Raw genomic sequence first — 24,882 nt, forward strand, 5'->3', positions numbered from 1 at the left:
TCAGCCCGCCTTCGGGATCGTGACGGTGACGTCCGGTCGCAACTCAGGCAGCGGTACGGTCACGATCGTGTCGCCGTAAGCCAGGCCCTCGGAAATCTCCAGGCCGTCACTCCCGCCTGATCCCGATCCGACAGTCACGGGCTGGCGGACGAGGTGGCCTTTTTTCAGCTTGAGGACATACTCTCCCGCCTCGTCCTTGCGCAGCGAGATAGCCGGTATCACGATCGCGTCTTCATTTTGCCGGACCAGGATCGTGCCCGTCGCGAACGATCCGCCCCGCAGGCGGGCGCCCCCATTGGAGAGCCGGACATAGACCGGAATGAAGCGCGTGCCTTGATCGGCGACGGGACTGATACGATCCACGCTTCCGACAACGGTTTGCCCGTCAAGCCCGTCGATGTGCAACTCTGCCCGTTGGGCGATCGCAACGCGGTGCACATCGCGCGTGGAGACCAGGACTTTTGCTTCCAGAATGCTCGTATCAACGATCGTGAAAAGTTCGGCGCCAGCGCCGACACGAGAGCCCTGATTGATCGCCCGGCTTGCGACGACCCCGTCGAACGGCGCCAGAACTTCGGCCTCCCGCAAAGCGGTGCGTGCGATATCCGCCTGGGCTGAAAGGCTTTTCTGTCTGGCAGTCGAGGCGGCAACGTCGCTTCGTGCCTTGTCGAGCTGCTCCTGGCTCGCGATGTTCTTTTCCGCGAGTTGTTCGATCCTGTTGAGCGACTGCATGGCAAGCAGCATCTCCGCCGCTGCGACATCGCGATCCCCTTCACGCTGCTTGAGGAATGACTGGAGATCGTCCGTCTCGAAACGAGCCAGCACGTCCCCCGCCTTGACCGCCTGTCCCGCGACGGCGCGAACCTCGATGATCCGGCCTCCATCCTTGGCATGCAGGACGGCACGATTGATCGGCTCGAGGTCTCCGCTGACACGCAGCCGTTCCACCATCGACATGGGCCGGATATCAGCAATTTCCGAAGGAGCCAGTTCCAGCGGTTTGTCGAGTTGGTTCGCCGCCACCGCCGCGACAACCTCTTTCACCCGTTCATTCGCATCGACCGTTCCGCGTGCGGGATCGATAAACACGACAGCGAGGTAGACCCCTCCCAGAAGCATCCCTGCCTTGGTCAATCTGATCGTCCATTTCAAAGCCATAGCGACATTCCTTGGATCTAAAGCACGGCCGCCTGCGGGCGGCGCCTCGCGTTTTCGCGACTGGATGGTTCCGGTTGCTAGGCTTTGAGAATTGCAGCAACATTACCTGATGGTTCCTTTGTCCCCGTAATGCTGCCGCAATCTTCGCGGCGGAAAAGAACGGGACAGGAGAGCCAAGGGACGATGAGACTTCTATTGATAGAGGACGAGAGAGAGCTGGCTGACGCTCTTTCAGCGGCGCTGAGCAAACACGGCATTGTCACCGATCACACCACGCGTCTTGCGGACGCTTTCGAATTGACGCGCCAGAATACCTACGATGCAATCCTTCTCGATCGGCGGTTGCCTGATGGCGAAGGGCTGACCTTCATTCCGATGTTGAGGCGGACAGGCACCGACACGCCGGTCATTGTGCTGACGGCGCGCAATGAGCCGTTGGAGCGTGTCGAAGGGCTGGATGTCGGCGCGGACGATTATCTGGGCAAGCCGTTTCTTGTGGACGAGTTGATGGCGCGATTGCGGGCGGTTTTGCGACGACCGCCAAGTCTGACGGAACTTCAAATCACGGTGGGCCGGATGGTGATCGATCCCCTGCATTTGAGCGTGACCGTCGAATCGATTCCGCTCGACCTGCCCCGGCGCGAACTTCTCGTCCTAGTGGCGCTGGCCAAGCGGAAAGACAAAACTGTCCTTCGATCAACCCTGGAGGCCGCAGTCTACAATTACGAAGAAGAAATCCAGTCGAACGCGCTCGATGCGCATATTTCAAGATTGCGCAAACGACTGCTGGATGCCGGTGCCGGCGTCGCGGTCCACAATATCCGCGGCGTCGGGTATCTCCTGAGGGAAGAATGATGCGCCGCAGGTCTACCCCTTCCCTTTGGTGGAAGCTGAGTTGGCAACTCAGCCTGGTTATCATCGCGGTGGTTACCGCAGTCATCATCGGGCTTTCCATCTATGGTGCCATGATCCTCTCTCCGAACGTTGCCGTGGAGGACAAGATCACCGCCGCGTTGGCGGGGGCGGCGGAACGCGATGCGCAAGGACAATTTCAATTGCGCGATATACCGGAACTGAGGTTGCTCAAAACACAGAACAGCGGGCTTTGGTTTGTTGCGGCCACGACAGACGGTGCTTCGGTATCCTATGGCACCGTCCCCGCGTCCTATGCTGAACTCGCCCATCTGGTGCACCTGTTCGAGGACGCAGATATACGAGGGTCCGTCGGTACAAATGAAATTGCATCGGTCGAAAACGTGCAGACTGCCATAGGGGAGGTCCGAATTCTGTTTGGCGGCTTCGCTGACAAAGGTTGGCCCGTTCTCGCCCTTCTGGCCGGCACCTACCCGATCTATGTTCCTTTACTCGTTGTCGCCTTGCCTGCGATCTTCCTTGCGGTTCCCCGAATTGTGCGGCGTGCGCTTGCACGGGTGAGCGATGTCGCTGACAAAGCATCGCAGATCCAACCCCGCCAGCATGGAGCACGCCTGCCGGTGGAGGGTATTCCCAAAGAAGTTGCTCCGCTGGTGATTGCGTTCAACGGTACGCTGGAGCGGCTCGAGAATGAATTGAAGAAACGCCAGCGCTTCCTGATCGACGCGGCGCATGAGCTCAGAACACCGATCGCCATCATGCAGACCCGAATCGACGGGATGCCCGAAGGTCAAGAACGCAGGCGATTGCTGAACGACGTTGCGCGTTTGGCCGAGACGGCCGAACAGCTGCTCGACTTTGAGCGCAACGACCAGGCGACCGATCTCCATGAAGCGGTCGATCTCGTCGAGATCGCACGGACGGTGGTTGCCGACCTGGCGCCTCAGGCGATCGCTGCCGGTTACCAGATCTCTTTTCAAAGCGAGGTGGAAAGCGTTGAGCGGCGCGGCAGCCCTTCCGCTCTGCCAAGAGCGGTCAGCAATCTGGTCCGCAATGCGATCGACCACGGCGGCGATAGGGGAATGATCACCGTTTCGATCTCGGCCGGCGGGCGGATCACCGTGGCCGACGAAGGGTCAGGCATACCGGCCGAACATCAGGAGCTGGTTTTCGAGCCCTTCTACCGCGTTACCCCCAAAAGCAAGGGCGCAGGGCTTGGTTTGAGCCTGGTGAAACAGATCGTCGCAAACCATCGGGGACAAGTCAGTCTCCAAAGCGGCTCGACCGGAACGCAGATCGCTATCGATCTCTGACAGACTGCCTGCCGACGGCGCCCGCCGCTATCCAAAAGCCTTGTAATGTTGCGGCAATCCTTGGCCCCCACTGTCATCCCAGAACATCCGTGACGGAGGCCAGAAAGCGTGCGCAGCAATCCATCCATTCAATCGTTTCCCCGATGTGTCGGCCCTTCACGAATTCTCGCTTTCAGATCTCTGGGTCTCGCTTTGTCTCTGACCCTTGCGGTAAGCGGATGCGCTTCGGTACCTCTGAAGGAAGGAGGCACCCTGACCTCCTACGGCAATCTTGGCGCACCGAAAGGAACGCTGGCCAAGAAACGTCTCTACATTGATGGTGGACATATGGCCACGGTGAAGACCGTCAGCATCGTGCCGACGACGTTCTCCTTCAGCGCTGCCTCCCGCATCAAATCGGAAGCCGACCGCTCGCTGGTGTCGAACGTTCTGGACCGGGCGCTCTGCGTCGCGCTCAGCGACAAATACCAGATCGTCCCGGCTGGCCAAACGGCGGATTTGACGATCCGATCCGTCGTCACCGATATTGTCCCGACGAATAAGGCGATGGCCGGGGTGGCAACCGCCGTAACCGTTGGCACCGGCTTTGTCCTGCCCGTTAGCGTGCCACGCTTGCCCCTCGGCCTCGGAGGATTGGCCGTCGAAGCGGAGGCTGTCGATGGCGGCGGCATTCAGAGCGCGGCGATGGTGTGGGCCCGCGGCGCAAATTCGATCCAGGACAAGCCCCGCGTTTCAGAAGTCGGGGACGCATACGGCCTCGCCTCAAAGTTCGCGTCCGATTTTTCGCGAATGCTCATTTCCGGCAAGGAGCCGAAAGGATTGAACATCTCCCTTCCTTCAGGGCAAAGGATGCGGTCCTGGCTCGGCGGAAAACCGAAATATCCGGCGTGTGATGCCTTCGGGCGAGCGCCTGGATTGGTGGGAGTCGTGGCGGCCAAGTATGGCGCGCCGCCGGAATGGACCGACAAGAAGCCGAGACCGGTCATTACACACTGACATATCATCCAAGTGGCCCGGCATGCGCGTCAGCGAAGCCGTTGCACTTTTTACGGAGGAACGGCGGTCGAGCCCTCCAGCGACCGGCGGGCTCCGTAAGGCGGCATGGACGGACGGAGCAATGGCCAGCACCCCCAAAGCCTTGCTCCGTTCGTCCGCTGCTCGCCGGCATTCACAGCAGGATTAGTGGCTATCGCTTGGCCTTGGCGCACCGACATTGCCGGCTGATTTTCATCTCGACTTGTAATGCTGCGGCAATTCTTCAACCGCAACTTCTCCCCGAAACCATACCCCGGTTTCTTTAGCTTTTATAATCAGGAGTTAATTTGGTGAGCCAGCACGATCAACATCATCCGGAAGACCGGCACCGCAATACGGTCTTAAGAGGTGGGGCTTCCGACATCATTCAGCGAAGGTGGACGATAAAAATCTCGATCGCGGCATTGGCCGCAGCCTCGGCACTCTTCTCGGTCCCGGCGTTTGCTGCCGACCTTGAAGCAACGGACGTGGCGATTGCCCCTCCCCAGCAGTTCGATAACGGACGCTACGGCGGCATTCGCGGCAAACTGCATGACTGGAAGGTGACGATCGGCGTCGGAGCAATCTATATGCCCGAATACGAAGGATCCGATGAATTCGAGGTGCAGCCGTTTCCGCTTATCTCCGCCCAATTTGGGGAGCGCGTGCACCTCGATACCAGTGGCCTCACTGTCGATCTTTTCGAAACAAACGGTTTCAGGTTAGGTGTTACCGGTGGCGTCGAGATGGGGCGCAAGGAGGACGACTCGGACTATCTGCGCGGCCTGGGCGACATCGACATGGGCGGCGTCATCGGAGGGATCGTCAGCTATGACGTCGGTCCATTCGGGGTCTACGCCAAGTTGGACAGGACCATAGGCGGCAGCGAGGGACTGACCGGCACTTTCGGCGCGAAAGTTTCCCATCGCTACGAACGGTTCATCTTCTCCGCCGATGTGTCCGGCACATGGGCCGACGACAAGCACATGGAGTCGTATTTCGGGGTGACGTCGATCCAGTCAGCTCGGTCCGGCCTGGCGGAATACGAAGCGAAGGCGGGGATCAAGCGCGTCGATCTCAAGGGCTCGATCACCTACATGATGACCGAGAACTGGAGCGTCACGGGCGCCGGCGGGGCCGGCTTCCTGCTCGGGGATGCCAAGGACAGCCCGATCGTCAAGGACGACGTTCAACCCTTTGCAATGCTGGCAGTCGGATACAAGTTCTAAAAGCGAGTAAAATCGTGCGGCAGCTGTGACGGCTGCCGCCCTTTTGCGGCAATTTCGTGAGCGAGGGCGAACCGGCCCGCTCGATATCGTTCGGACTGCAGCTCAGGTCATGGTGGCTTGCAGGGCAACCGTAGGCGCCGCTGGCTGAGTCTTGCCGTTCGCCCGCAGGTATGGTTTCGCGAAATGCCGCTCGAGCTTCGCGCCCAAGGCAGATATCGACCAGCAGAGAGCGAAATACACGATCAGAATGGAACCATAGACCAGATAGGCCGGGCTTCCTCCACGCGCGATGGTCGTCTGCTCGATCAGGATCTGCGCCGAGCGCAGCAGTTCGTTGACACCGAGGACCGCACCGAGAGAACTCGCCTGGGTGAGGCTGGTGATAAGGCTGACGTAAGGGGGCAGAATGACCGGCATCGCCTGCGGGAGGATGACCAGAAACAGTCCTTTCCAGCCGCGCAGGCCGGATGACAGCGCCGCTTCCCGCTGGCCGCTCGGTACGGACAGCAGGCCGGCACGAATAATATGCGCGCCGTTCGCCCCGCCCCAGACCGACACGCTGAGTGCGCTCGACCAGAACGGATTGAACGACAGCCCCGCATGCGGCAGCACGAAATAGACCATCAGCACCGTGACCATCAGCGGAATGTCGCGAAGGCATTCGACGAGACCGTAGACAGGTCGTCTCAACCATGCCGATTGGGCGGAAAGACCGGCTGCGAAGATCACCGCGAAAAACGTGCCGCCTGCGATCATGACCGCCGAGAGAAACAGGGTATTCAAGAGACCGTCCAACAGGAAGGACTGGAATTCCAGAAGCAGCATCGTCTACCTCCCGCCGAAAGGTCGGCTGAGACGCCGTTCGACCATGTAGCCGAGGCCAGAGATGGTGAAGACGCAGAGCAGATAAATCACGCAAATCGAAGCGAACATCTCGATCGCCCGGAAATCGTAGGCGATCCGGTCGACAGCGACAAAAGTCAGCTCCACCAGGCCGATCGCCTGCAGGTATGCGGAATTCTTCACCGTAGCCACGATCGTATTCATAGCCGACGGCAGAGCGGCGCGGGTTGCCAGAGGCAGGATGACAAACACCGAATGTTGCCATCGTTTGAGACCGAGCGACGCCGACGCATCATGCATTCCTCTGCCGACAGCCGCGAGACCGGCCCGGAAATTTTCGATCTGAAAGGCACTTGCCCAGGCCGTCAGCGCAATGACTCCGGACCAGAAGATGCTGAACCGCATCCCCAGGCTCGGAAGGCCATAGAATATGAAGAAGATCTGCACGAGGTAAGGCGTGCCTCGGATGAATTCGACATAGGCCGTGACAGCATATTGCAGCGGTTTGACCCCGCTTGTCCGCAAAACCGCGCCTAACAGGCCGATAAGGCAAGACAGGAATATTGCGAGAAAGCTGACGATCAGCGTCATTTTGAGGCCGGTCATCAGATCCGGCAGGGCCTCGAGAATATAAGCAAAATCCATGGCCGTCATCCTGCTCGAAAATACCGGTGAACATGGGGTCCTGACGGTCGAACCGTCAGGACCAGGTCGTTCACTTTGCGGCTGGCGGATCCGTTTCGAAGGATTTTACCATTTCCGCCGCGACAATCGGATCCTTGACGAAGGTCGGCACCGTCTTCGAGTAAAATTTCTCGTTCTTCAGTTTCTTGAGGACGCCATTGACGAAAGCCTTGAGCTCGTCTTCCCCCTTGCGGACGCCGACGCCATTGAAGCCGAGATCGACGGGCTCTTCCAGCGTGCGGAATTCAGGATAGTTGGCCGCAAGCGTCGCGATGGTGATCGCATCGCCCACATATCCGTCGGCACGACCCTGCTGCAGGGCCTGCAGATTGTCGGCATTGGTGTTGAGTTGGACGAATTCCAGGCTCGGAATGCGTTCCTTCAGCCACTTCAGCTGCGACCCGCCCTTGATGATGAGCATCGACTTGCCGTCGAGGTCGGCCAGCTTCTGAACCTTGCTGTCCTTCGGCACGATCACCCGGCTGCTGCCCCAGTAGTAAATATCGGAGTAATCGATCACCTGTTCGCGAGACGGAGTCTTGCCGAGCGTGGCAATGATCAGGTCGATCTTCCCACTGGTCAGGGAAGGAATGCGGGCGTCCGTCGCCACGCAGCTCAGTTCCGCCTTTTCGGCGGCCCCGAAGGCGGCAATGCCGATCTGCTTTGCCATTTCGATCTCGATGCCGGCCGGCTTGCCGTCGGTGCCGGATGCTCCAAATGGAGGAGAATCGCATTTGACGCCGATCCGGACCACGCCGGCGTCCTTGATCGCCTTCGGCAGGGCCTGAGCCGAGGCGGACAGCGCCGGAACCACGAAGGCGGCAAGGGTGCCGAGCGCTATGGCCGAACGGCGAAGCATGCTGATGGATATGTACATGGCTGTTGTTCCCTTTGTATCATTGTTTTGTCCACCGAACGTTTTCCCGTCCGTATGCTTTTTGCCGCAAACCGCGCCGGCTGCAGAAATAACCTGCTAGTGCAGTATCTGGTTGAGAAACGCCTTAGTCCGGCTTTCCCGTGGATTGCTGAAGAACTCCTCCGGAGGCGCGGTTTCGACGATCCGTCCCGCATCCATGAAAACGACCCTGTCCGCCACCTGCCGCGCGAAACCCATTTCATGCGTGACGCACACCATGGTCATGCCGTCGCTCGCCAGCTGCGCCATCGTGTCCAGCACCTCGCGCACGAGTTCCGGATCGAGTGCCGAGGTCGGTTCATCGAACAGCATGATCTTCGGGTTCATGCAGAGCGATCGGGCGATCGCCGCGCGCTGCTGTTGTCCGCCCGACAGCTGGCTTGGATAAAAATCGGCTTTGTCGGGAATTCGCACCCGTTCCAGATAGGCGCGCGCCACAGCCTCAGCATCCTTTCTCCCAACGCCCTTTACCCAGCGGGGAGCCAGCGTGCAGTTCTCGAGCACGGTAAGATGCGGATAGAGATTGAAGTTCTGAAACACCATGCCGACATCCTGCCGGACGCGGTCGATGATCTTCCTATTGTCGGTCAGCTCCGTCCCGTTGACGATGATACGGCCCTTCTGGTGCCTTTCCAGATAGTTGATGCAGCGGATCATGGTGGACTTGCCAGAACCCGAGGGACCGCAAACCACCACTTTTTCGCCACGCCTGACGGTGAGGTTGACGTCATGCAACACCTGGAGGATGGAAAACCATTTGTCGACGCCGGACAATTCGACGGCAATTTCCGGATCGGTCATCTCCGAAGTCTTCTCCTTCGCCGTCATCTACGATCTCCTCCCGAACGCTCGGCTTACGAGGCCAAAGCCTGACTTTTCTGCGCGAAACGGGCCGGCCGGAAATTTGCAAGCAGAGAACTCATCTCACCGGTCACGATTTCGCGGGCGATGAGCTCACCGGTAATCAGCCCCAGTGTCGCGCCGCTATGGCTGAAGGCGACAAAATAGCCCGGGATGTCCTCGAGCGGGCCGATCACCGATTCCCCGTCGCCCGGCACGGGCTTCGGTCCGCAATGATAGCTTTCCAATTCCAGCGCGGGGTTGCCTTCGAGCACGTTCGAGGCTTCCGAAAGAAGGCGACGAAGCGTCTCATCCTTCACCGCGTAAGTCCCATCGGAGCCACGATTGAGTTCTTCCTCCGACCATGCGGAATCGCAGACGACCGCGCCGTCCGGCGTGGGGCGCAGCGCCACGTTCGGTGTATTGAGAACCGCGCGGACTGCGGGCCTGAAAGGCTTCGATTTGACAAGAAGCGCGATCGGCGTGTCATCGGCAATGATATGGCCTGCCTGTTTTGCCATCTCAGGCACGGCCGCACCGGTGGCGACGAGAACCACATCCGCCTCTATATGCGTGCCGTTTGCGGTCGAGACCCCGGCTACACGTCCGGCTTTGATATTGACGATGGCTTTGCCGGCATGGGTTACCACCTGGCCGCCGAGGGTTTTGAATTCCTGCACCAAGATGTCGATCAGGGAAGGTAGATCCACCCAGCCCTCACCCGGATTGAAAATCGCGCCCTGACGCGAAATCGCGGCCGCATTGATGCCGGGCGTGACCTTCGCCACGTCTGCTGCGTCAAGAAGCTGGCAGTCATAACCCATCGCCTGTTCGTGAGCGTAGGCTTCCGCAATCCGGTTCGACGCGTCGTCCGCATCCCATGTCAGGCCACCGCCGAAGCGAAGCCAGGCAGCTCCTTCATTGCGGCTTGCCAGCGTCCGGTAGCGATCGATGCCGATAACCCGAAGACGGTGATATTCGGCGGAGCGGAAACGTGCCGAATTGAGCCATGCGAGGGACCGACCGGACGCGCCGCTGGCGAGCGCCCCTTCCGTGACAAGAGTGACGTGCACGCCCAGCCGGGCCAGATGAACCGCCGAGGAAACACCAAAAATTCCGCCACCGATGACGGCGACCCGCTTGCTTGAGGATGGGGCTGTCAAATGCATGTTCCTTCGTCTTTGATTGTCGTAGGGCTTTGTCCATCCAAGGCGGAAAAGCGCCCGTATTTCCCAATGAGACCGGTATCAACCGTATTTGAGACCGGTCTCACATGTCAATGGTGTGATTTTCTTGACGCCATTTTTTTCTCAGCCTATGTCACGGACCCATGATGAAGAGAACGGCGTCAAAGCGGCTGGTAACCATCTCGGACGTTGCACAGAGCGCGGGTGTGTCCAAGGCGACGGCCGCACGTGTTCTGGGCAGCTACGGCACGGCAAGCCCTGTCGTGAAGGAGAAGGTTCGCGAAGCCGCAAAGAGGCTCGGTTATCAGGCCAACGAGCTTGCGCGCAGTATGACGACTGGAAAGTCGAAGACGATCGGCGTCGTCGTCGGCGATATCGAAAACCCGTATTTCGGTCAGGCCGTGCGCGGGATCAGCGATGCGGCGCACGCCGCCGGATTCGATGTCATCCTGTCCAATTCCGGCGAGGATGCCGCCAAGGAAAAGGCGGCCGTACGCGTGCTGATGGGTAAGCGGGTGGACGGATTGATCGTTACTCCAGCTTCGGTATTCGAGACCCAGCACCTGCACGAGGTCCTGCGATCCGGTCGACCCCTCGTCCTTCTGGACCGGACTATCCCGGATCTTGCGGTCGATGCCGTCGTCACGGACGACCGGCATGCAGCCGAGGCCGCTACCCGAGCCCTGATCGAGGCCGGCCATCGCCGTATCGCCTACATCTCTGCCACGGAATCGGACGACCCGATCTACCGGGGACCGCACCAGATCAATCTGAGCACGGTGATGGAGAGAATAGAGGGCGTTGTTGCGGCAAGCCGTTTGGCCGGCATCGAGCATCCTGAACGTTATATCCGGCTCGGTGCCCATCGCCGCGGTATGGGTGACAAGATCATTGCCGAATTGCTTCAGGGCGCCGACAGGCCGACTGCCATACTAGCGTCTGATACCGTGGTGGCGCTTGAAGTGTTCAAAACCCTTCGCAGGCTGGGAATGTCCATCCCCGGCGATTTGTCGCTTGTCGCCTTCCACGATGCCGACTGGACAAGCGTGACCAGCCCACCGATTACGGTTATCGCCCAGCCGGTCTACGAGCTGGGATTTGAAAGCGCGCAGATCCTTGTTCGGCGGATTACCGGTATGGGCGATACGCCGCGCTGCCGGGTGCTTGCAACCACACTCATCAAGCGACAATCGATAGGGGCTCCGCCCGCGCATGAGGATAGCGGCGCGGTTCTCCAGGACGATGCCGCGAAAATCGGTTGATGCACGTCGCCGTCATTGCCGTTCATTTCAGCGCTGCAAGCTGACGGCTGGCGCCGCACCTGATCGAGCGGCTCAACCGCAACGGCATCGACGTTCCCTCGATCCACTAGATGCGCGAGCATTTCGACTGCGGTTGGCCGGGCCTCGCCGAATGGGTGCAGGATGTGACGCCGGCCTATAATCGCCTAATCAATGCCATCCGTGCCGTTGTCGACCCGCAGGCCATAGTGTTCGCTGGCCAGGTTCCCTCGGAACTTGCGAAGATGTTTATCGACCGCACCCACATCTACGACCGCCCGCGATACGGTGTTCATCGCCCCTGTCCAAAGCTGATCATTTCGGAAATCGAAACGGATGCCTCGGTCATGGGGGCGGCGATCATTCCCTTCCGCCCCGCGTTCTATTGAGGGTAGGGACGTTTCCTCTATATCCAATGTTCCAGGTACCGTGACGTCGACCGGGCATCGAGCAAAATGTGAGATCTGGCGGCATGACCAGATTTCCCCGTGATCCTCTTTATCGTTGCCACCGATTTCCGGCGGAGGTGAGTGCCCATGCCGATTGGCACTATTGCGGTTTCCGCTCAACCTGCGGATGGTCGAGAATATGCTGGCAGCTCGTGGCGTCATCGCCTCTCATCAGACCGTGCGACTTTGGGCTGAGAAATTCGGGCAGACACTTTGCCAATGATATTCGGAAGCGATCAGCCGGCGGGCTCAGCGACAAATGGCACCTCGATGAGGTTCTCATCACCATCGGTGGAAAGAAACACTGGCTTTGGCGCACCGTTGATCAGGACGGGTTTTTTCTCAACGTGTGGGTGCAAAGCCGTCGCAATGCCAAGGCGGCAAAGCGCTTGATGCGAAAGCTTCTGGAAGGCAAGGCCGTTCGCCGCGTGTGTTGATCACGGACAAGCTTCGATCCTACGGTGCGGCGAAGTGGGAGATCATGCCAGGCGTCGAGCATCGGTCGCACAAGGGCCGTCTTGATGAAGGAAGTCACCACCCGCCAATTGCGCGGAAGGCGGGGTGTCTTCACGGGTCCACTTGCGGACTGGCGCGGACGATGAGCCGGCTTCAGGGCCCGATTGACCGGCCTGGGGCGACGATGTCATGGGGCGAACAAAGGGAAACGCCCCGGAACAGGCCTCATGCCGGGTGCGAAGCAACCCGACGGAAAAGCGATCGGGATCGGGATCGTCGGAGACGGTGAAGGCGGCTCCGTCCCCTCGGCATAGCGCGCGATCGATTCAACGAGCGGATGGCCGGAACAGAGCGAACGATCTTGGAGACATACCCGGGGAGCCAGGTGGTCGTTTCCAACTCGCTACGCGCATCACGCGAGCGAGCGATGTGGGATCTTTAAGAATGCTATGTCGGGAGATCCCATGGATTCACGAGTGCCACTCCCATATTCTCGAAATCTTTGATATTGCGCGTAACCAGTGACATACGTCGGGTGAAGGCCGTTGCCGCAATGTAGGCGTCGTTGATCGGCTTGGGATTGGGCACATGAAATTGGGCCGCCTGAACGGCCGCCGCCTCGTCCAAAGGCAGGATGCGGCCGGAAAACGCAGTGAGAACGGTATTCTCCAGCCAAATGCGCAGCCCCTTCCCGGCGGCGGGATCATTGTGCTCCACCAACCGGACGCCAATCTCCAGCTCGTGCAGGACGACAGACGAAATGAAGGTCTCGGCGGGATCGACGGTTTCGTTCCAGAGGGCGACATTAGGATGTGCCTTGCCACCCGCAACCTTACGCAGCTCGGACACGACATTGGTATCGAGCAACAGCATCAGGACAGATCAACCGGCTGAGCATGTTCCGTGCGCTCAGGGAGCGGCAAGTCAACGTCTTCCACCCCCGGCGCAGCGAGCAAGTCACCGAGCGTCCGCATCTTGCTGGTAAGCCGCTTGTATTCGTCGAACGACAAGAGGACATGAGCAGGCCGTCCCCTGTCGGTGATGATGACAGGCCCATCCTTGGCGGCGCGCTTTGCGCGGCCAAGGTCCTGATTGAGCTCTCGGCCTGAAAGCGTGGTGACGGTCATGGCAAGCCTCCAGCATTCGTGGTTACGTAACCACATTTAGTTCGCATGAGCCGGAATTGCAAGCGGCGCATTATTCGATGAAATCGTTTGAAATTTCTTCACGGACAACGGGAATGCAAGATTTTTTACAACCTTACCTGCGGGAATGTGCGACAGTGCAAGATGCTTTGGTGATTGATTCGGAGATGTGCCTTAATGGAATCTCGCCCGCGCCAGCAAAAACCTCGCAAGAAAACCTCCGCAGAAACCGTGCTGCGACTTGAGGGTATCGTTGCCTCGGCGATGGATGGGATCATCACCATCGACGACCAGCTGCGGATCAGCATGTTCAACCCGGCCGCCGAGCGCATATTCGGCCTCCCGGCCGCCGCAGCGCTCAACCAGCACATCGGCGGGTTTATGCCGGAACACCATCGCGCTACTCACATTGCTCACATTCGCCGTTTGGCCGGCGCTGGCGCCACTCAATTTGAGGCGTGCGTGACACCAGTATCGCAAGGAGATCAAGATCCGGCTTATAGGGTCAATCTCAGGCACGATCATACGTGAACGATGTCAGTAGGGTGGTTACGAAATTGCACGCCCGTTCCTTGACGAGGACCTCCGTCCATTCATCGGTGCCGCGCAGCCTGAGGTCGGAGTGGATGCTGTCGACCGCTGCTTCCTCGATCCGTTTGATATGCGTATTGAACGCGGCTTCGCCGCCGGCGTGATACATGTCACGGATGACCATCCGCAAGATTTCCTGGATTGCGATCTGCCAAGATGTGTTGATTGCCTGAAGCTCATTCTTATCCGGTGCCATGAAGGCTCCTATGATTGGGGTTAACCTTGGTGTGACGAGTCACCTCGCCGTCGGGTTGTCGCCACGGCCGGGCCCGATGATCGTGGGCCGAGATCGGATTTAGGCGTGTCTTGCCTTGCGCTTGGCGCCGATCGCGTTCGGCCTTTCGCTCCGCTTAGTCATTGATGGGCTTCGCGATGCGAGCATTTTAATAATCTCAAGCGCTTCAGTTTCGGTAAGCGCTGCGGCGTCCGCAGGTGCTCGATCTTCAGCGCTCGCGTTCGAGGCGTCGTCCCGGGCAGACGCGATGGCCGCACGGTCTTCCAAGGTTGCAATTTTTGCTGGTTCGTCTGCAGTCTGTGCCGCCCGATAGGCGTTGAGGAGAGCATTTCTGGCATCCACCGCTGCGGCGCGTCGGTCAACAAGCTCGTTGTTTTCAAGGTTCTTCAAATTTTATCCTCAGCATGTGGTGGCGGTGATCATCTCGCGCTGGCGCGTCTCGCGAGAAGAGCGGACGTTGCCGAGGCGCGATCGTCCAGTTCCTTGGTAAGGCGCGCCTCACGAAGCCGTAATGTTTTCGCCTCACGGGACTGGGCGAGGGATAGGAGTTCTTCGACAGCCTTATCCTTCGCGAAGAATTGCGCTTGAGTGTTGCTGAAGGCAATTTCAGCCTGTTGGCGGGACTTGCTGCATGTCTCTGTCATGGTGGTTCCGATCAAGAGGCTCGACGGACGAGCGGAAAACAAAAAGGCCAGGCAAAATGCCTGGCCTTGAATTGATAACGTGCTTCCCGGCAGTGCCAGTACATCCGTGGTCAAAGGGAAAGCAGATACCGAATTAAGCGGACTGGAGGTTGCATGCAGACATCTTGCCCGACTTGTTGTCACGCTCCATTTCGAACCCGATCTTCTGGCCTTCGACGAGCTCGCGCATTCCGGCGCGCTCCACGGCCGAGATGTGAACGAACGCATCGGCGCCGCCGTTGTCAGGCTGAATGAAGCCGAAGCCCTTGGTGGAATTGAACCATTTAACTGTGCCGGTGGTCATGACGAACCCTTTCATAGCGACATTGAAGAATCGCAGCGCCATGAGCGATACGATGATGATTAGCGATTTTTGAAAGGAAAGTTCGTTCAGAGCGCGGTGCCAATCGCGCGGTAACCAAAGCTCAGCAAGCAAATATCGATGACCACTTCCGTATGGCATTCCACCTGGCGCGTCAACGAATAGTTTTCAGAAAGCACTATTATACTATCACGGATTGTCCCGAATGCGAGCTTGAAAGCTAGTCGGGGTCGCCTTGTTGTTGCGGTGCGAGGCGCAACAGCGGCCCCCTCACGCTGCACCGAAAACCGTCCGGAGCGAAGGCGATGTCGGGAACCGATCCAAACAGAGACCCGAACGCCGAGCGCACATATCTGGTGCCATAACCTTTCCGCGTCGGTTCACGGACCGGCGGACCTCCCGCTTCTGCCCAATTCAAGTATAGTTCAGGACTATCCCCTTCAGAAATGGTCCAGACGATTTCGACCTCGCCACCGGGCTGTGATAGAGCACCATATTTGATGGCGTTGGTGATGAGCTCGTGCAAACAGAGCGCTATTGTGGTTCCAGCGTCCCGATTGACAATGATCCCCGGGCCGCGGACGTTGATGCGGCTCATGCCATCGCTGTTGTAGGGAGCAACGGTCAGGTCCACGACTGCCGAGAGCGAGACTTCTTCTCCGCCGGCCTCGAAGACGGCCGTGTGGACGTTGGAAAGCGCTTGAAGGCGAGTTGTAAAATCGCTGGTTAACTCGTCGACAGATGCCGCACCGCGCCTCGTCATATGGAAGATTGAGGCGACGCTCGCGAGGATGTTCTTTACGCGGTGATTAAGCTCCAGACGCAGCTCCCGCTCTCGTTCGATGGAATCCCGAACCTGGCGTTGGCGCAGTCGCACCAGCATATTCGACTGGATTGCGTTCAAGAATTCCAAAGCCGCAATCGGGCGCGTGTAGAACAGCAAGCGAGCATCCGGCCAGGAAGCTCGCAGCTGGTTGCGTATCCTTGCAACCGCTGCGGTGCGCTCCAACAAGATAAAAATCGGTACTTCGGACCAATCGGGCTGCTCCGCGAGATGCTCGGCGATTGTCGCGACAACCTCAGACGTGAGCGCCTCGTGCGTTACGACGATGATCCCAGGAGACAAGGCCAGATGCTGGACCAGATTGCCGTCGGCCTTAACACCTTTGACCTCGACCTCCTGCTCACGGAGCGAGGCAGCTATATACTCGGCGTCCTTGCGAAGGGGAGCGAGGATGAGAACCCAGTCCAGTTCGCTTTCGGTCGGAATGGCGTTCATTTCGGATCAGGAAGGGGATTGTAGGCCACGACACTGACGCTTCCGCTCTCGATCAGCAGCTCGCGGACGTTAAGGTCGTGCGGACCATGACGCTTTTTTACGACCGTGATGTTTCGGCGCAGGCGCCCTTCGTGCTCCATGATCCGAAGCAGAAGTACCGTGTCGCCGAGAAAGCTGACATCGACATCAATCCCTACGTTTTGGCCAAGCAGGCCGTGCTGGGCTACGATCAGCATGGTGAGGACGCCCGATCGGGCGAGATATTTCAAGAGCGACTGGATATCCCGAACGGCCTTGTCCCGATGCGGCAGGGAGCTAAGGTAACCTGTCAAACTGTCGATTACAACCACCCGCGACTTGTTCTGCGTGACCGCCTCCTGAACGATCTGACCGAATTCACCGGGCGAGATTTCGTTTGGGTTGAAATCTCGCAGAACCAGCTTGCCGTCTTTGTGGAATTGCCGGAGCTCCATGCCCAAGCCCTCAGAGCGGCGGAAGAACGTCTCCAAGCGCTCCTCGAACAGAAACAGGGCGACGTTCTCGCCTCGTTCCAGTGCGGCAGTGGCGTAAAGCGATGACATCGTTGATTTGCCGGTGCCCGATTGGCCAATTACTAATGTCGTCGTTCCGGCCTCCTGACCACCACCGAACATCTCGTCGAGTTCGGCCACGCCGGACTTGATCAGCTGTGGTTTGGCGATTTCTGGCGCTGTGCTCGGCATAATACGAGGAAAGACGACAACGCCCTCACCTTCACGTATGGCCATATCGTGGTAGCCGTCAGCCACAGGCACGCTACGCATCTTCGAGACCTCAAGTCGGCGACGCACACCGCCATACTCCTCCAGCGACTTGTCGAACCGGATAACACCGTGGGCCAGACCCTCGACCTCTTCACCACTACGATCGTTGCCCGCTGTCTGCGTGTCCAGCAACAGCGCCACGACGTCTTGTTTCGCGAGGAAAGACTTGAAGCCGATCAATTCGCGACGGAAACGCGGGGAGTCACCGGTAATCAAGCGGATCTCAAGCAGTGAGTCATAGACGAGACGGCGAGGCTTATGTTTCTCGACCGCGGCTTCTATGGCTTTCCTGGTTTCGTCCAGCCGAAGATCCGCCGTCAGGAAAATGCTCTGGTCGTCGGCCTCGTTGACCGTGCCGGAGGTGGACAGCTCCTCGACGCGGATTCCGTCCAGCGTCCAGCCATGGGAAACGGCAATGGCTTCGAGTTCCGCGGCCGTCTGCGAAAGCGTTACGTAGATGCAGCTTTCGCCCGCCTCCACGCCGGCCCGCAGGAATTGCAGCGCGGCCGTGGTCTTGCCCGATCCTGGCGCCCCCTGCAACATGTATAGATTGGATGTTGGAAGTCCCCCGCGGAGGATCTCGTCGAGTCCGGCAATCCCGGTGCTGACGGTTGAGGACTTGTTTCGCTTGGCCATATTCGTCTTCCGCTAGATGCATTGCGCATGTTGAACCGGGCGCGCATCGTCCGGGGAAGAGACGCATTTCTTTTATATTTGTGTTTCACAAAACATCAACAGCGCGAGCAGCCGCGGCCATCAGGTCGACTTGACGAACCAACTCGACAGCCGGATCGTAGACTGCCACACAATCTGCCGCTGTGAGGCGCGAGGAATAGAGGAGTCCATCAACGGCATAGGATCCGTAGATCCTCTCGCCTAGTCTCTGTCCTTCCCGATGTTCCTTGGCTCGGGCCGCGTCCGTGCTGACCCCCAACCTGAGGAGGCCCGTCATGCGCAGATCGACAAGAATGAGAGGATCGGTGGCTGTCACCTCGACAACCACCCAATCGTTGACTTCGCTCTCATCCAGCACACGCTCCTGGGTCCCCTCGAAGCGGTCGCGTAAGATCGTCTCTGCGATGGCGGTCGCGAGATCACATGCGGCATAAAGCAATCGGAACATCTGGTTGGAAATTGAGAACCGCGATTGACCAAAACCCATGCCCAGCGGAGTCGACATGTGCGCTATAGGCGTGATGCTGAGATAAGATTCCGGGCGAAATGCAATGGCGAGCTCCCGAACCGTTTGGGTATCAAGTTTCACGGTTCAGCTCAACCAAAATCGCGCTCGGCTGCATCCAGAACTTCGTCGAGATTGCCCATCTTGAGATTGTCGATCGGCCTCCCGCCGATACTCGGTTTTGGCTGGATCAGCCATTGCCACGCCACACGCGGATTGCGAGTGATTTTGGTGACCTGAGGCATGCCCTCGACCGGCCGGCCATCCACAAACTGAGCCAGAGGAAAGACATGCTTTCGTTCGCCCTTGAGCAGACCGATGACGGCTCCGCGCTTGTGCCAGTCATGCAATGTCGATCTCTTCGTGCCGAACTTCCTCTCGATATCGCCCGGACCAGCGACCGGACCGCCGGGGAAGCAAAACAAAGCGATATCGTTCAACGGCTGCAGAAAGTGCCAGGCATCGGGCCGATCTGCGCGATGGCAATCACTGCCTTCGCGCCGTCCATGGCGGAATTTCGGAGTGGTCGTGATTTTGCAGCCTGGCTTGGCCTTGTCCCCCGCCAGCATTCGAGCGGAGGCAAGCAAAAGCTCGGCCGTACCTCGAAGATGGGCTAACGAGATATCAGAAGACTTCTGATTATAGGCGCGATGCCTTTTGTGCATTGGAAGGGCCGAGGTGGTGGAAGACCGGGTTCTTGGCTCTCGAATATGCTGGGCCGAAAGCCGCGCATTCTGGTGGCGATCGCGATGGCAAACAAGCTGTCGCGGATCGTCTGGGCAATGCTCGCGCGCAATCAAGATTTCCGAGATCCAAGCGGAGCGGTCTGCTGAGGGCAGACGTTCTAACTGGAGTGCCGGCGATGTGAGGAGGACATGATCCGCATGGGAGCGAACTAATCGACGCGGTGGCCTCGTCATCCAGCGAACAATCGTCTGCAATCGGTCAAATCACAACACTGCGCACCTTATGGACGAAGTCACGCAGCGCAACGCCGCCATGGCAGCCGAAACCAACGCCGCATGCATTGGCCTCAGCGATCAGGTTCAGGCGCTGGAGACAGTCGTCTCCGGATTCAAAACAACAGACGTCCATCCAAACACCATCTCGCGCGCCGCTTGAAGGAAAATATTCGGCCGACTCCTCACGCACTCAATAATACTAAAGCGTGTCGCGTTTAATCTGCCTCGTATCCTGCGGCTTTGAAGTAGTTTCTGCATTCTGTGACGGAGAAGAGATTGCAGATTTCGCCGAGGGCTTGGGTGATGGCATCGAAGCTGCGGGCAGCCCGCTTTCGCAGCAGCGTCTTGAGTTTTGAGAAGGCCATCTCTATGGGATTGAGGTCGGGACTATAGGGCGGCAGAAACAGCAGCCAGGCTCCCTTTGCCCTGACCAGTTCTTCGGCCCGTTCGCTCTTATGAAAGGCGACATTGTCGAGAATGACGACGTCTCCAGGCGACAGGTTCGGCGCGAGTTGGGTCTCTATCCACGCCTCGAAGATGCGGGCGTTCATTGCGATGAAGGTTTGGGATTTCCACGAACCGAAGGGTGAATGCGTTCGATAGCGCTGCCCTCGCGCAGACCATCCCGACCGCTTCGTCAGCTTTGTGTTCGTCGATGTCTCGTCGATAAAAACCAGCCGGGCCAATCCTTTGTTGAAGAAAGGCTTGCGCCGTGCGGTCCACAGTTCACGCGCCCGCGCGATCTCCGGGCGCAACTGCTCGGCGGCCTGCAGGCTTTTTTTTATGGCTCAACCCAAGCCGATGCAGAAGCCGTCCGACACTGGAGCGATGGACGATGACGCCACGTCCGCAAAGTTCCACGCAAAGCTCGTCCAGCGTCAGTTCGCCATTCTGTGCCAGCCGCTCTCCAACCCACGCGTGCTGTGCCGAAAGCTTACCGCCGCCAAGGTGCCCCTGCCGGCGGGGGAGAAGCGAACCTGTCTCGCGCTTCAGGATCACCAGATCGTTCACGAAACGCGGCGACACCCGAAAATGCCGGGCGGCCTCCCGATGCCCATGGCCTTCTTCCACAAACGCTACGACACGCTCACGCAACGCAATCGGATGTGACTTGCCCATGGCGATCTCCCTTCACATCAAAGGGAATCACCGATGGACTGATTTGAGAACCATGAATCGCAAAAACAGCGACACGCTTTAGAGGGCGCGAAGTCCACGTCGTACGTGGGTCTTACGGCGCCGCATGCGCGGTTGAAGCCGTTGAAATCTGGATGCTATTGGCACGCCTCACAGTCCCGTCCGCTGTATCTTTAATGGCTAATGTAGGTCTCTATGGGAATCGAACCGCCGTCTGCTCATCACCCGTAGTTTGTTAAATATGGGCGTCAACTGTGAAACCCGAGTTTCTTGCAACTTACCCGCTCGGTAGGACAACACTGGCTGCAAGGTTGCATCCGCAAATCGGTTGGCGCTGAAGACACTTTCGTTGAAGACATCGACAATTTCGATTTCGCCAAGCCGAGCTGCGACCATTAGCCGAGAAAGTCCGGCGCTACTGCGAGGCGCACGACAGCACGGGAAAGACCGTAACAGTCAAAATTAAATATTTGGATTTCAGCCAGGCGACACGCAGCCAGACAGTGTCGGGAGCCGTCTCGGGCATCGACCAGATGCTGGAAATTGCGGAGTACCTACTTGCCTCGGTGTTCCCGTTCAAACGTCCAGTGCGGCTCCTGGGGATCACCCTGTCGTCCCTTAACACGGAAGAAAACGGGAAAGAACCGCAGCTAGCTCTCGGGCTCTGATCAGCAAGTCCGCAAAACGAAAAAGCCTGCCGCGGGAGGAGGTGCGGCAGGCTTTCCGAAAAGAACCGAACAACGGCTGCGAGGAGGAGTGCCGCTGTTCCGACAGACGCCCCTTGGGAGGAGGAGTGGGGCCGTCTGAAATCGAAGCTCTGCGGGAGGAGGTGCATCGCTTCGATGAAAAGCAGGATACCCATTCTCGCCGCACATTAAATAGACTTTGCCGCAGTGCAGCTATGCGGCAAATGCACGGCCCGATTCCGATGAGAGTGACCTCCAGCACAGCGCCTCGCGGCGGCCAGACACAAAAACGCCCGCGTCATCAGCGGGCGTAGTGTTAATCAGGATGGTCAGGAACAAAATCGCTTAGCGAGCGACCGACTGGCGAGCAACGCGGTGGATGTCGGCACGATTGATACCGAGGTCCTGCAGTTCACGCGAGCTCATGCGGCCAAGTTCGGTGACGGTCTGACGATACTTACGCCAGTTGTTGAAGGAGCGTGCTACGTTCATGATGATCCCCTTTCGTGAGGTCTCTTGACGCCAGCAACCTTGCTTCGGTTCCAACGCCGTTTCGATGGTTGTGATATAGGCTTTTGGAGGCTCATCGATAAGGCACAAGGTCTCAAGTCGGCCATGCTCTCACAGCATGGGTCAGATATGGGTCGAGAGGGCCCATCAGGCGCGGAAGCGATCGAAGGCTCAGACCAACAGAAAAGCAAATTCCCTCCGTTTAGGCTCGCGCTTTCGCCGGATCGTCGGGCTGGTCGCAGCTTCTCACACAGTCCCGCCCCGCCGCTTTTGCAGCGTAGAGCGCTTCATCGGCTGATCCTAGCAACTCCTTCTTGCTGCGGACGCCGGCTGCATTCATCGTCGCTGTTCCGATGCTCACGGTTACCCGTCCCTTTTCACTGCCGTCATGCGCGATTTCCAGTGTCCGTATCTGAGCACAAAGAAGTCTTGCCACTGAAAAAGCGGCAGCGCTGTCGCATTGGGGTATGATGACGGCGATCTCCTCGCCGCCGTACCGTGCAACCACGTTGCGAGGATAGGGCGCCATAATCTCGGCGACGCGATTTGCGACCCTCTTCAAACAGGTGTCGCCAGCCGGATGTCCGTAGGTGTCGTTGTAGGCCTTGAATTTATCGACGTCGATCATCAGAAGGCTTGGGCCGGCGGCGGTCTGCGGATTCCGGGAGACGAGGTCGTCGAGTGCACTATCGAATGCTCTCCGGTTGAGCAGCCCCGTCAGGCCGTCGGTGTGCGCCATGACTTCAAGTCGCTCGTTCAAGGTACGAAACTTCTCCTCGGTGCGCTTAGTTGTACTGATGTCGGAAAACACGATCAAGCTTCCGCCTTCCTCGGTTGTGCGGGTGCGCGCTTCGATCCAGCGTCCATCGGCAAGCCGCATCTGGCGGTCGCCAGGGCGCAGAATTGCATCCGCAGATCTCTCGATGATGTTGTCGATGTCTCCACTGACAGCCATCTCCTCACCGCGTTCTATAGCGGCTCGAATGATTGCCCGCAGACAAGCACCGGTCGACCGCACGTCAGCCGTCAATGGGAAGAGTTCGAGGTATCGCGCATTGTTGAAGACCTGCGCACCTTTGCGGTCGAACATGGCCAGGCCATCGGCCATGCTGGCAAGCGCGTCCGCCAGATGTCGCTGGGTTTTCGCCAACTCGCTTTCCAGCCGCTTCCGGTCGGTGATCTCCCTGTTGTGCGTGATGATGCCGATCGGTTCGCCATCGTCATCGTTGAATGGCGCTTTTAACGTGGCAAGCCACGTCTCAGCGCTATCCGTGCGGGTGAAGCGTTGCTCGATTACGATGGGATTGCCATCGCGCAGAAGAGCCTCTTCATCCGCGCGGAATGCCCGCGCCGTTTCCTCCGGATAGAAGTCAAAATCTGTCTTTCCGATAAGGTTTTCAGCGGTCCCGGCGCTCATCAGCGCGGCCGTCGCCGGATTGGCTGCGATGAACCGACCCTTAAGATCCTTGGCGTTCAGACAGTCAGGCAGAGCCTCTATGATCGCCCGGTAGATGCGGTTCAGGGTGGTCGCCTCCTGCCGCTTTAGCTCCTGGGAAATCGCAAAGCTTGAAATCATGGCGGAAACGAAGAGCAGCAGCGCAAACGGCGCGACGACCGTTGGCATGACGACGGGCCATTGTTCAAAAGGAACTTTGATGAAAAATCCGGCCGTACCGCTGAAGACTACTGCCAGCGACACCACGGAGATGCTCCGGCCGTCCGGAATGCCACGGATGAACCTGTGGGCGATCAATCCACTTGCTGTCGCCATGAATATCAGCGGCAGCGCAACAGAGAGTCCGGTTCCGCCGCTCATGGCGCGGCTAGCGACGGCCACAATAAAGGGAGCGGCTGCAGCGACGGGGCCACCGAACAGCCCGGAAATGGCCAGAAATGTGTAGCGAAGATCGAGTAAGACGCCGGAATGAAACTGAAACGGCAGCGACATTGCCCCGACCGTTCCGCACGCCATGATCCCGCCGAACACTGCTGACCTGGATCGGGGCGTAAAGCGCGCCACGTGTCGATGGCCAAATGTCCACAGCGATGTCGTTATGGCGACAATCGCAAGGTTGGCAAGCAGTTCATTCCAGGGGTTCATTGATATGGGTTCCAAACACACGTTCTCGGCAGTGATGATAGTCCGCCGATCTGAACGACTCGTTGAGACGAGCGGTAGTTCGAGCAAAGTTCGCCGCGCCGCTGCATACGCGTCATCAGGTGAAGGTCAAACGCCTGAGGATTAGTAAAGCTCGCACTTCGCCTCTGGCCAAGAGTGTTGCAACGCAACATCGTTCCGTGCAGTGCGAGGTGCCGACCCGCTACACTGGTCTCCTCCCGACCGCAGCTCATTCCTATGAATCCATCTGGCGATCCTGAGCGAACCCGGCGCTGCGCGCGTCGGTGATACGGATAGCTTCATCGTTATCCTCAAGTGCGGAACCGTCCGTAAACGGCGGAGCGAAAACAGGCCAGTGTGGCGGAGTAACCCAGGCCTGGCAGTATGCCGGCGTTCACTGGTAGACTATGTCACCGCCCTGCTCACACCGCGTTTCGTTCGGCGCCTTGGCGCAACGATGCCGGCGGCAAAAATACCCGCGCGATATCGTCAGCGATCCGGCGTGGTCGCCGGGTTGATGCGTCCACGCAGCACCATGAACTGCGCACCTCTGCCGCGATATCGTCACCGCGTTTAAACATCGTCGTAAAGGATGCCCTTGATCCGCGTGTTCCGGTGGCCGTGACCAACGCTGCAACTCTGTCACCCAGGAATAGCGGCCTTCGATAGATGACTTGGTGCTGGAGTGCGACCCAAAGAAGCCGGCTTCGCACATCGGGAGGCGATACGTGTTCCCAATATTGAACGACAGCGTCCTGCACCCATTGGAGGTATACCGTGTTGTTCACGTGACCCATTTCATCGATATCGGCCGCAGAAATCACAATTGGGTGGTCGAATGTCCGTGATTTTATCATGCACCTGAAGTGGGGCTGTCTGGGCTCAGTTACAACGAGCCGAACCGCACATGCCGCTTTCGACAAGAATGGAACGATACTGCGTTGAGATGCTTTCGTCCCAGGCCTGTTGGTTTCCGGCGCTACGCATT

General features: G+C 58.6%; 27 protein-coding genes and 4 pseudogenes. 11 read left to right on the plus strand and 20 right to left on the minus strand.

Annotation, left to right across the window (positions count from 1 at the left end):
* A complete protein-coding gene (locus RG540_RS27250) occupies positions 1 to 1,158 on the minus strand; it encodes an efflux RND transporter periplasmic adaptor subunit (protein ID WP_041365172.1) in 1,158 nt (385 codons plus the stop codon).
* A 183-nt stretch (positions 1,159 to 1,341) separates the two neighbouring features.
* On the opposite strand from RG540_RS27250, the gene RG540_RS27255 reads away from it, so the two are divergent.
* The 4 genes from RG540_RS27255 to RG540_RS27270 all read left to right on the plus strand — a co-directional run bounded on the left by RG540_RS27255 (position 1,342) and on the right by RG540_RS27270 (position 5,587).
* Complete coding sequence (locus RG540_RS27255) at positions 1,342 to 2,013, plus strand: response regulator transcription factor (RefSeq protein ID WP_041365174.1); 672 nt, start codon at positions 1,342 to 1,344, stop codon at positions 2,011 to 2,013.
* A complete protein-coding gene (locus RG540_RS27260; protein ID WP_407668984.1) occupies positions 2,013 to 3,344 on the plus strand; it encodes a sensor histidine kinase in 1,332 nt (443 codons plus the stop codon). The genes RG540_RS27255 and RG540_RS27260 overlap by 1 nt, the downstream gene beginning before the upstream one ends.
* A 108-nt stretch (positions 3,345 to 3,452) precedes the next feature.
* Positions 3,453 to 4,340 (plus strand): DUF3313 domain-containing protein, encoded by an 888-nt coding sequence (locus RG540_RS27265; RefSeq protein WP_041365179.1) that lies wholly within the window; start codon positions 3,453 to 3,455, stop codon positions 4,338 to 4,340.
* A 422-nt stretch (positions 4,341 to 4,762) separates the two neighbouring features.
* A complete protein-coding gene (locus RG540_RS27270) occupies positions 4,763 to 5,587 on the plus strand; it encodes a MipA/OmpV family protein (protein ID WP_244446784.1) in 825 nt (274 codons plus the stop codon).
* Between the two features lie 102 nt (positions 5,588 to 5,689).
* On the opposite strand, the gene RG540_RS27275 is transcribed toward RG540_RS27270, so the two are convergent.
* The 5 genes from RG540_RS27275 to RG540_RS27295 all read right to left on the minus strand — a co-directional run bounded on the left by RG540_RS27275 (position 5,690) and on the right by RG540_RS27295 (position 10,033).
* Positions 5,690 to 6,412: an amino acid ABC transporter permease gene (locus tag RG540_RS27275; RefSeq protein WP_041365181.1), complete on the minus strand. Its 723-nt coding sequence runs from the start codon at positions 6,410 to 6,412 to the stop codon at positions 5,690 to 5,692.
* 3 nt (positions 6,413 to 6,415) lie between these two features.
* On the minus strand, positions 6,416 to 7,084 hold the full coding sequence (locus RG540_RS27280) for an amino acid ABC transporter permease (RefSeq protein ID WP_041365183.1): 669 nt from the start codon (positions 7,082 to 7,084) through the stop codon (positions 6,416 to 6,418).
* Positions 7,085 to 7,145: 61 nt separating this feature from the next.
* The gene (locus RG540_RS27285; RefSeq protein WP_080725090.1) at positions 7,146 to 7,991 is read right to left on the minus strand and encodes a transporter substrate-binding domain-containing protein; all 846 of its coding nucleotides are present in this window, start codon (positions 7,989 to 7,991) and stop codon (positions 7,146 to 7,148) included.
* A 96-nt stretch (positions 7,992 to 8,087) separates the two neighbouring features.
* Complete coding sequence (locus RG540_RS27290; protein ID WP_041365185.1) at positions 8,088 to 8,858, minus strand: amino acid ABC transporter ATP-binding protein; 771 nt, start codon at positions 8,856 to 8,858, stop codon at positions 8,088 to 8,090.
* A 26-nt stretch (positions 8,859 to 8,884) separates the two neighbouring features.
* Positions 8,885 to 10,033, minus strand: coding sequence for an NAD(P)/FAD-dependent oxidoreductase (locus RG540_RS27295; protein WP_244446713.1), 1,149 nt, complete (start codon positions 10,031 to 10,033; stop codon positions 8,885 to 8,887).
* A 167-nt stretch (positions 10,034 to 10,200) separates the two neighbouring features.
* Between RG540_RS27295 and RG540_RS27300 the strand changes: the two genes are divergently transcribed.
* From RG540_RS27300 to RG540_RS27310, 3 genes and pseudogenes are all read left to right on the plus strand, one after another.
* The gene (locus RG540_RS27300; RefSeq protein WP_046601848.1) at positions 10,201 to 11,319 is read left to right on the plus strand and encodes a LacI family DNA-binding transcriptional regulator; all 1,119 of its coding nucleotides are present in this window, start codon (positions 10,201 to 10,203) and stop codon (positions 11,317 to 11,319) included.
* Between the two features lie 110 nt (positions 11,320 to 11,429).
* Positions 11,430 to 11,726, plus strand: a complete 297-nt coding sequence (locus tag RG540_RS27305) for an ROK family protein (RefSeq protein WP_041365189.1) — start codon at positions 11,430 to 11,432, stop codon at positions 11,724 to 11,726.
* Positions 11,727 to 11,809: 83 nt separating this feature from the next.
* Positions 11,810 to 12,342: pseudogene (locus RG540_RS27310) on the plus strand (IS6 family transposase); the annotation flags it as partial.
* 347 nt (positions 12,343 to 12,689) lie between these two features.
* On the opposite strand, the gene RG540_RS27315 reads toward RG540_RS27310, so the two are convergent.
* The gene (locus RG540_RS27315; RefSeq protein ID WP_041365191.1) at positions 12,690 to 13,115 is read right to left on the minus strand and encodes a type II toxin-antitoxin system VapC family toxin; all 426 of its coding nucleotides are present in this window, start codon (positions 13,113 to 13,115) and stop codon (positions 12,690 to 12,692) included.
* Positions 13,115 to 13,369, minus strand: a complete 255-nt coding sequence (locus tag RG540_RS27320) for a type II toxin-antitoxin system Phd/YefM family antitoxin (protein ID WP_041365193.1) — start codon at positions 13,367 to 13,369, stop codon at positions 13,115 to 13,117. The genes RG540_RS27315 and RG540_RS27320 overlap by 1 nt, the downstream gene beginning before the upstream one ends.
* Before the next feature lie 195 nt (positions 13,370 to 13,564).
* Between RG540_RS27320 and RG540_RS31910 the strand changes: the two genes are divergently transcribed.
* Positions 13,565 to 13,918 (plus strand): PAS domain-containing protein, encoded by a 354-nt coding sequence (locus tag RG540_RS31910; protein ID WP_080725091.1) that lies wholly within the window; start codon positions 13,565 to 13,567, stop codon positions 13,916 to 13,918.
* On the opposite strand, the gene RG540_RS27330 is transcribed toward RG540_RS31910, so the two are convergent.
* From RG540_RS27330 to RG540_RS27365, 8 genes and pseudogenes are all read right to left on the minus strand, one after another.
* Entirely contained in the window at positions 13,899 to 14,174 is a 276-nt protein-coding gene (locus tag RG540_RS27330) for a hypothetical protein (RefSeq protein WP_041365197.1), read from the minus strand. The genes RG540_RS31910 and RG540_RS27330 overlap by 20 nt on opposite strands.
* Before the next feature lie 99 nt (positions 14,175 to 14,273).
* Positions 14,274 to 14,603, minus strand: a complete 330-nt coding sequence (locus RG540_RS27335) for a hypothetical protein (RefSeq protein ID WP_407668929.1) — start codon at positions 14,601 to 14,603, stop codon at positions 14,274 to 14,276.
* Positions 14,604 to 14,632: 29 nt separating this feature from the next.
* The gene (locus RG540_RS33300) at positions 14,633 to 14,857 is read right to left on the minus strand and encodes a hypothetical protein (protein WP_041365199.1); all 225 of its coding nucleotides are present in this window, start codon (positions 14,855 to 14,857) and stop codon (positions 14,633 to 14,635) included.
* Positions 14,858 to 14,990: 133 nt separating this feature from the next.
* Positions 14,991 to 15,200 (minus strand): cold-shock protein, encoded by a 210-nt coding sequence (locus tag RG540_RS27345; protein ID WP_041366448.1) that lies wholly within the window; start codon positions 15,198 to 15,200, stop codon positions 14,991 to 14,993.
* A 238-nt stretch (positions 15,201 to 15,438) separates the two neighbouring features.
* Positions 15,439 to 16,497: a sensor histidine kinase gene (locus RG540_RS27350; protein WP_041365201.1), complete on the minus strand. Its 1,059-nt coding sequence runs from the start codon at positions 16,495 to 16,497 to the stop codon at positions 15,439 to 15,441.
* Entirely contained in the window at positions 16,494 to 17,936 is a 1,443-nt protein-coding gene (locus RG540_RS27355) for an ATPase domain-containing protein (RefSeq protein ID WP_041365203.1), read from the minus strand. Before RG540_RS27355 ends, RG540_RS27350 begins: the two co-directional genes overlap by 4 nt.
* A gap of 85 nt (positions 17,937 to 18,021) precedes the next feature.
* Entirely contained in the window at positions 18,022 to 18,564 is a 543-nt protein-coding gene (locus RG540_RS27360; protein ID WP_041365205.1) for an RES family NAD+ phosphorylase, read from the minus strand.
* 8 nt (positions 18,565 to 18,572) lie between these two features.
* A pseudogene (locus RG540_RS27365) lies at positions 18,573 to 18,887 on the minus strand (antitoxin Xre/MbcA/ParS-like domain-containing protein); the annotation flags it as partial.
* On the opposite strand from RG540_RS27365, the pseudogene RG540_RS27370 reads away from it, so the two are divergent.
* Positions 18,864 to 19,313, plus strand: a pseudogene (locus RG540_RS27370) (transposase); the annotation flags it as partial. The pseudogenes RG540_RS27365 and RG540_RS27370 overlap by 24 nt on opposite strands.
* A 136-nt stretch (positions 19,314 to 19,449) precedes the next feature.
* Positions 19,450 to 19,602 (plus strand): hypothetical protein, encoded by a 153-nt coding sequence (locus tag RG540_RS32595; protein ID WP_155414830.1) that lies wholly within the window; start codon positions 19,450 to 19,452, stop codon positions 19,600 to 19,602.
* Between the two features lie 55 nt (positions 19,603 to 19,657).
* Here the strand turns inward: RG540_RS32595 and RG540_RS31915 are convergent.
* A protein-coding gene (locus RG540_RS31915) for an IS630 family transposase (protein ID WP_155414878.1) occupies positions 19,658 to 20,561 on the minus strand; the annotation gives its coding sequence in 2 pieces (ribosomal slippage) (positions 19,658 to 20,224 and positions 20,226 to 20,561; 903 coding nt in all).
* Positions 20,562 to 20,891: 330 nt separating this feature from the next.
* Between RG540_RS31915 and RG540_RS27385 the strand changes: the two are divergent.
* Positions 20,892 to 21,247 (plus strand): annotated as a pseudogene (locus RG540_RS27385) (DinB/UmuC family translesion DNA polymerase); the annotation flags it as partial.
* A gap of 363 nt (positions 21,248 to 21,610) precedes the next feature.
* On the opposite strand, the gene RG540_RS31460 reads toward RG540_RS27385, so the two are convergent.
* The 3 genes from RG540_RS31460 to RG540_RS31920 all read right to left on the minus strand — a co-directional run bounded on the left by RG540_RS31460 (position 21,611) and on the right by RG540_RS31920 (position 24,751).
* On the minus strand, positions 21,611 to 21,757 hold the full coding sequence (locus RG540_RS31460; protein ID WP_065814453.1) for a DUF1127 domain-containing protein: 147 nt from the start codon (positions 21,755 to 21,757) through the stop codon (positions 21,611 to 21,613).
* Positions 21,758 to 21,977: 220 nt separating this feature from the next.
* Entirely contained in the window at positions 21,978 to 23,876 is a 1,899-nt protein-coding gene (locus tag RG540_RS27390) for a diguanylate cyclase (RefSeq protein WP_046602114.1), read from the minus strand.
* 440 nt (positions 23,877 to 24,316) lie between these two features.
* Positions 24,317 to 24,751, minus strand: coding sequence for an acyl-CoA thioesterase (locus tag RG540_RS31920; RefSeq protein WP_157884699.1), 435 nt, complete (start codon positions 24,749 to 24,751; stop codon positions 24,317 to 24,319).
* Positions 24,752 to 24,882: the final 131 nt, after the last annotated feature.

Origin of the sequence: Neorhizobium galegae bv. orientalis str. HAMBI 540 (assembly GCF_000731315.1) — a bacterium.
Classification (GTDB): Bacteria; Pseudomonadota; Alphaproteobacteria; order Rhizobiales; family Rhizobiaceae; genus Neorhizobium; species Neorhizobium galegae.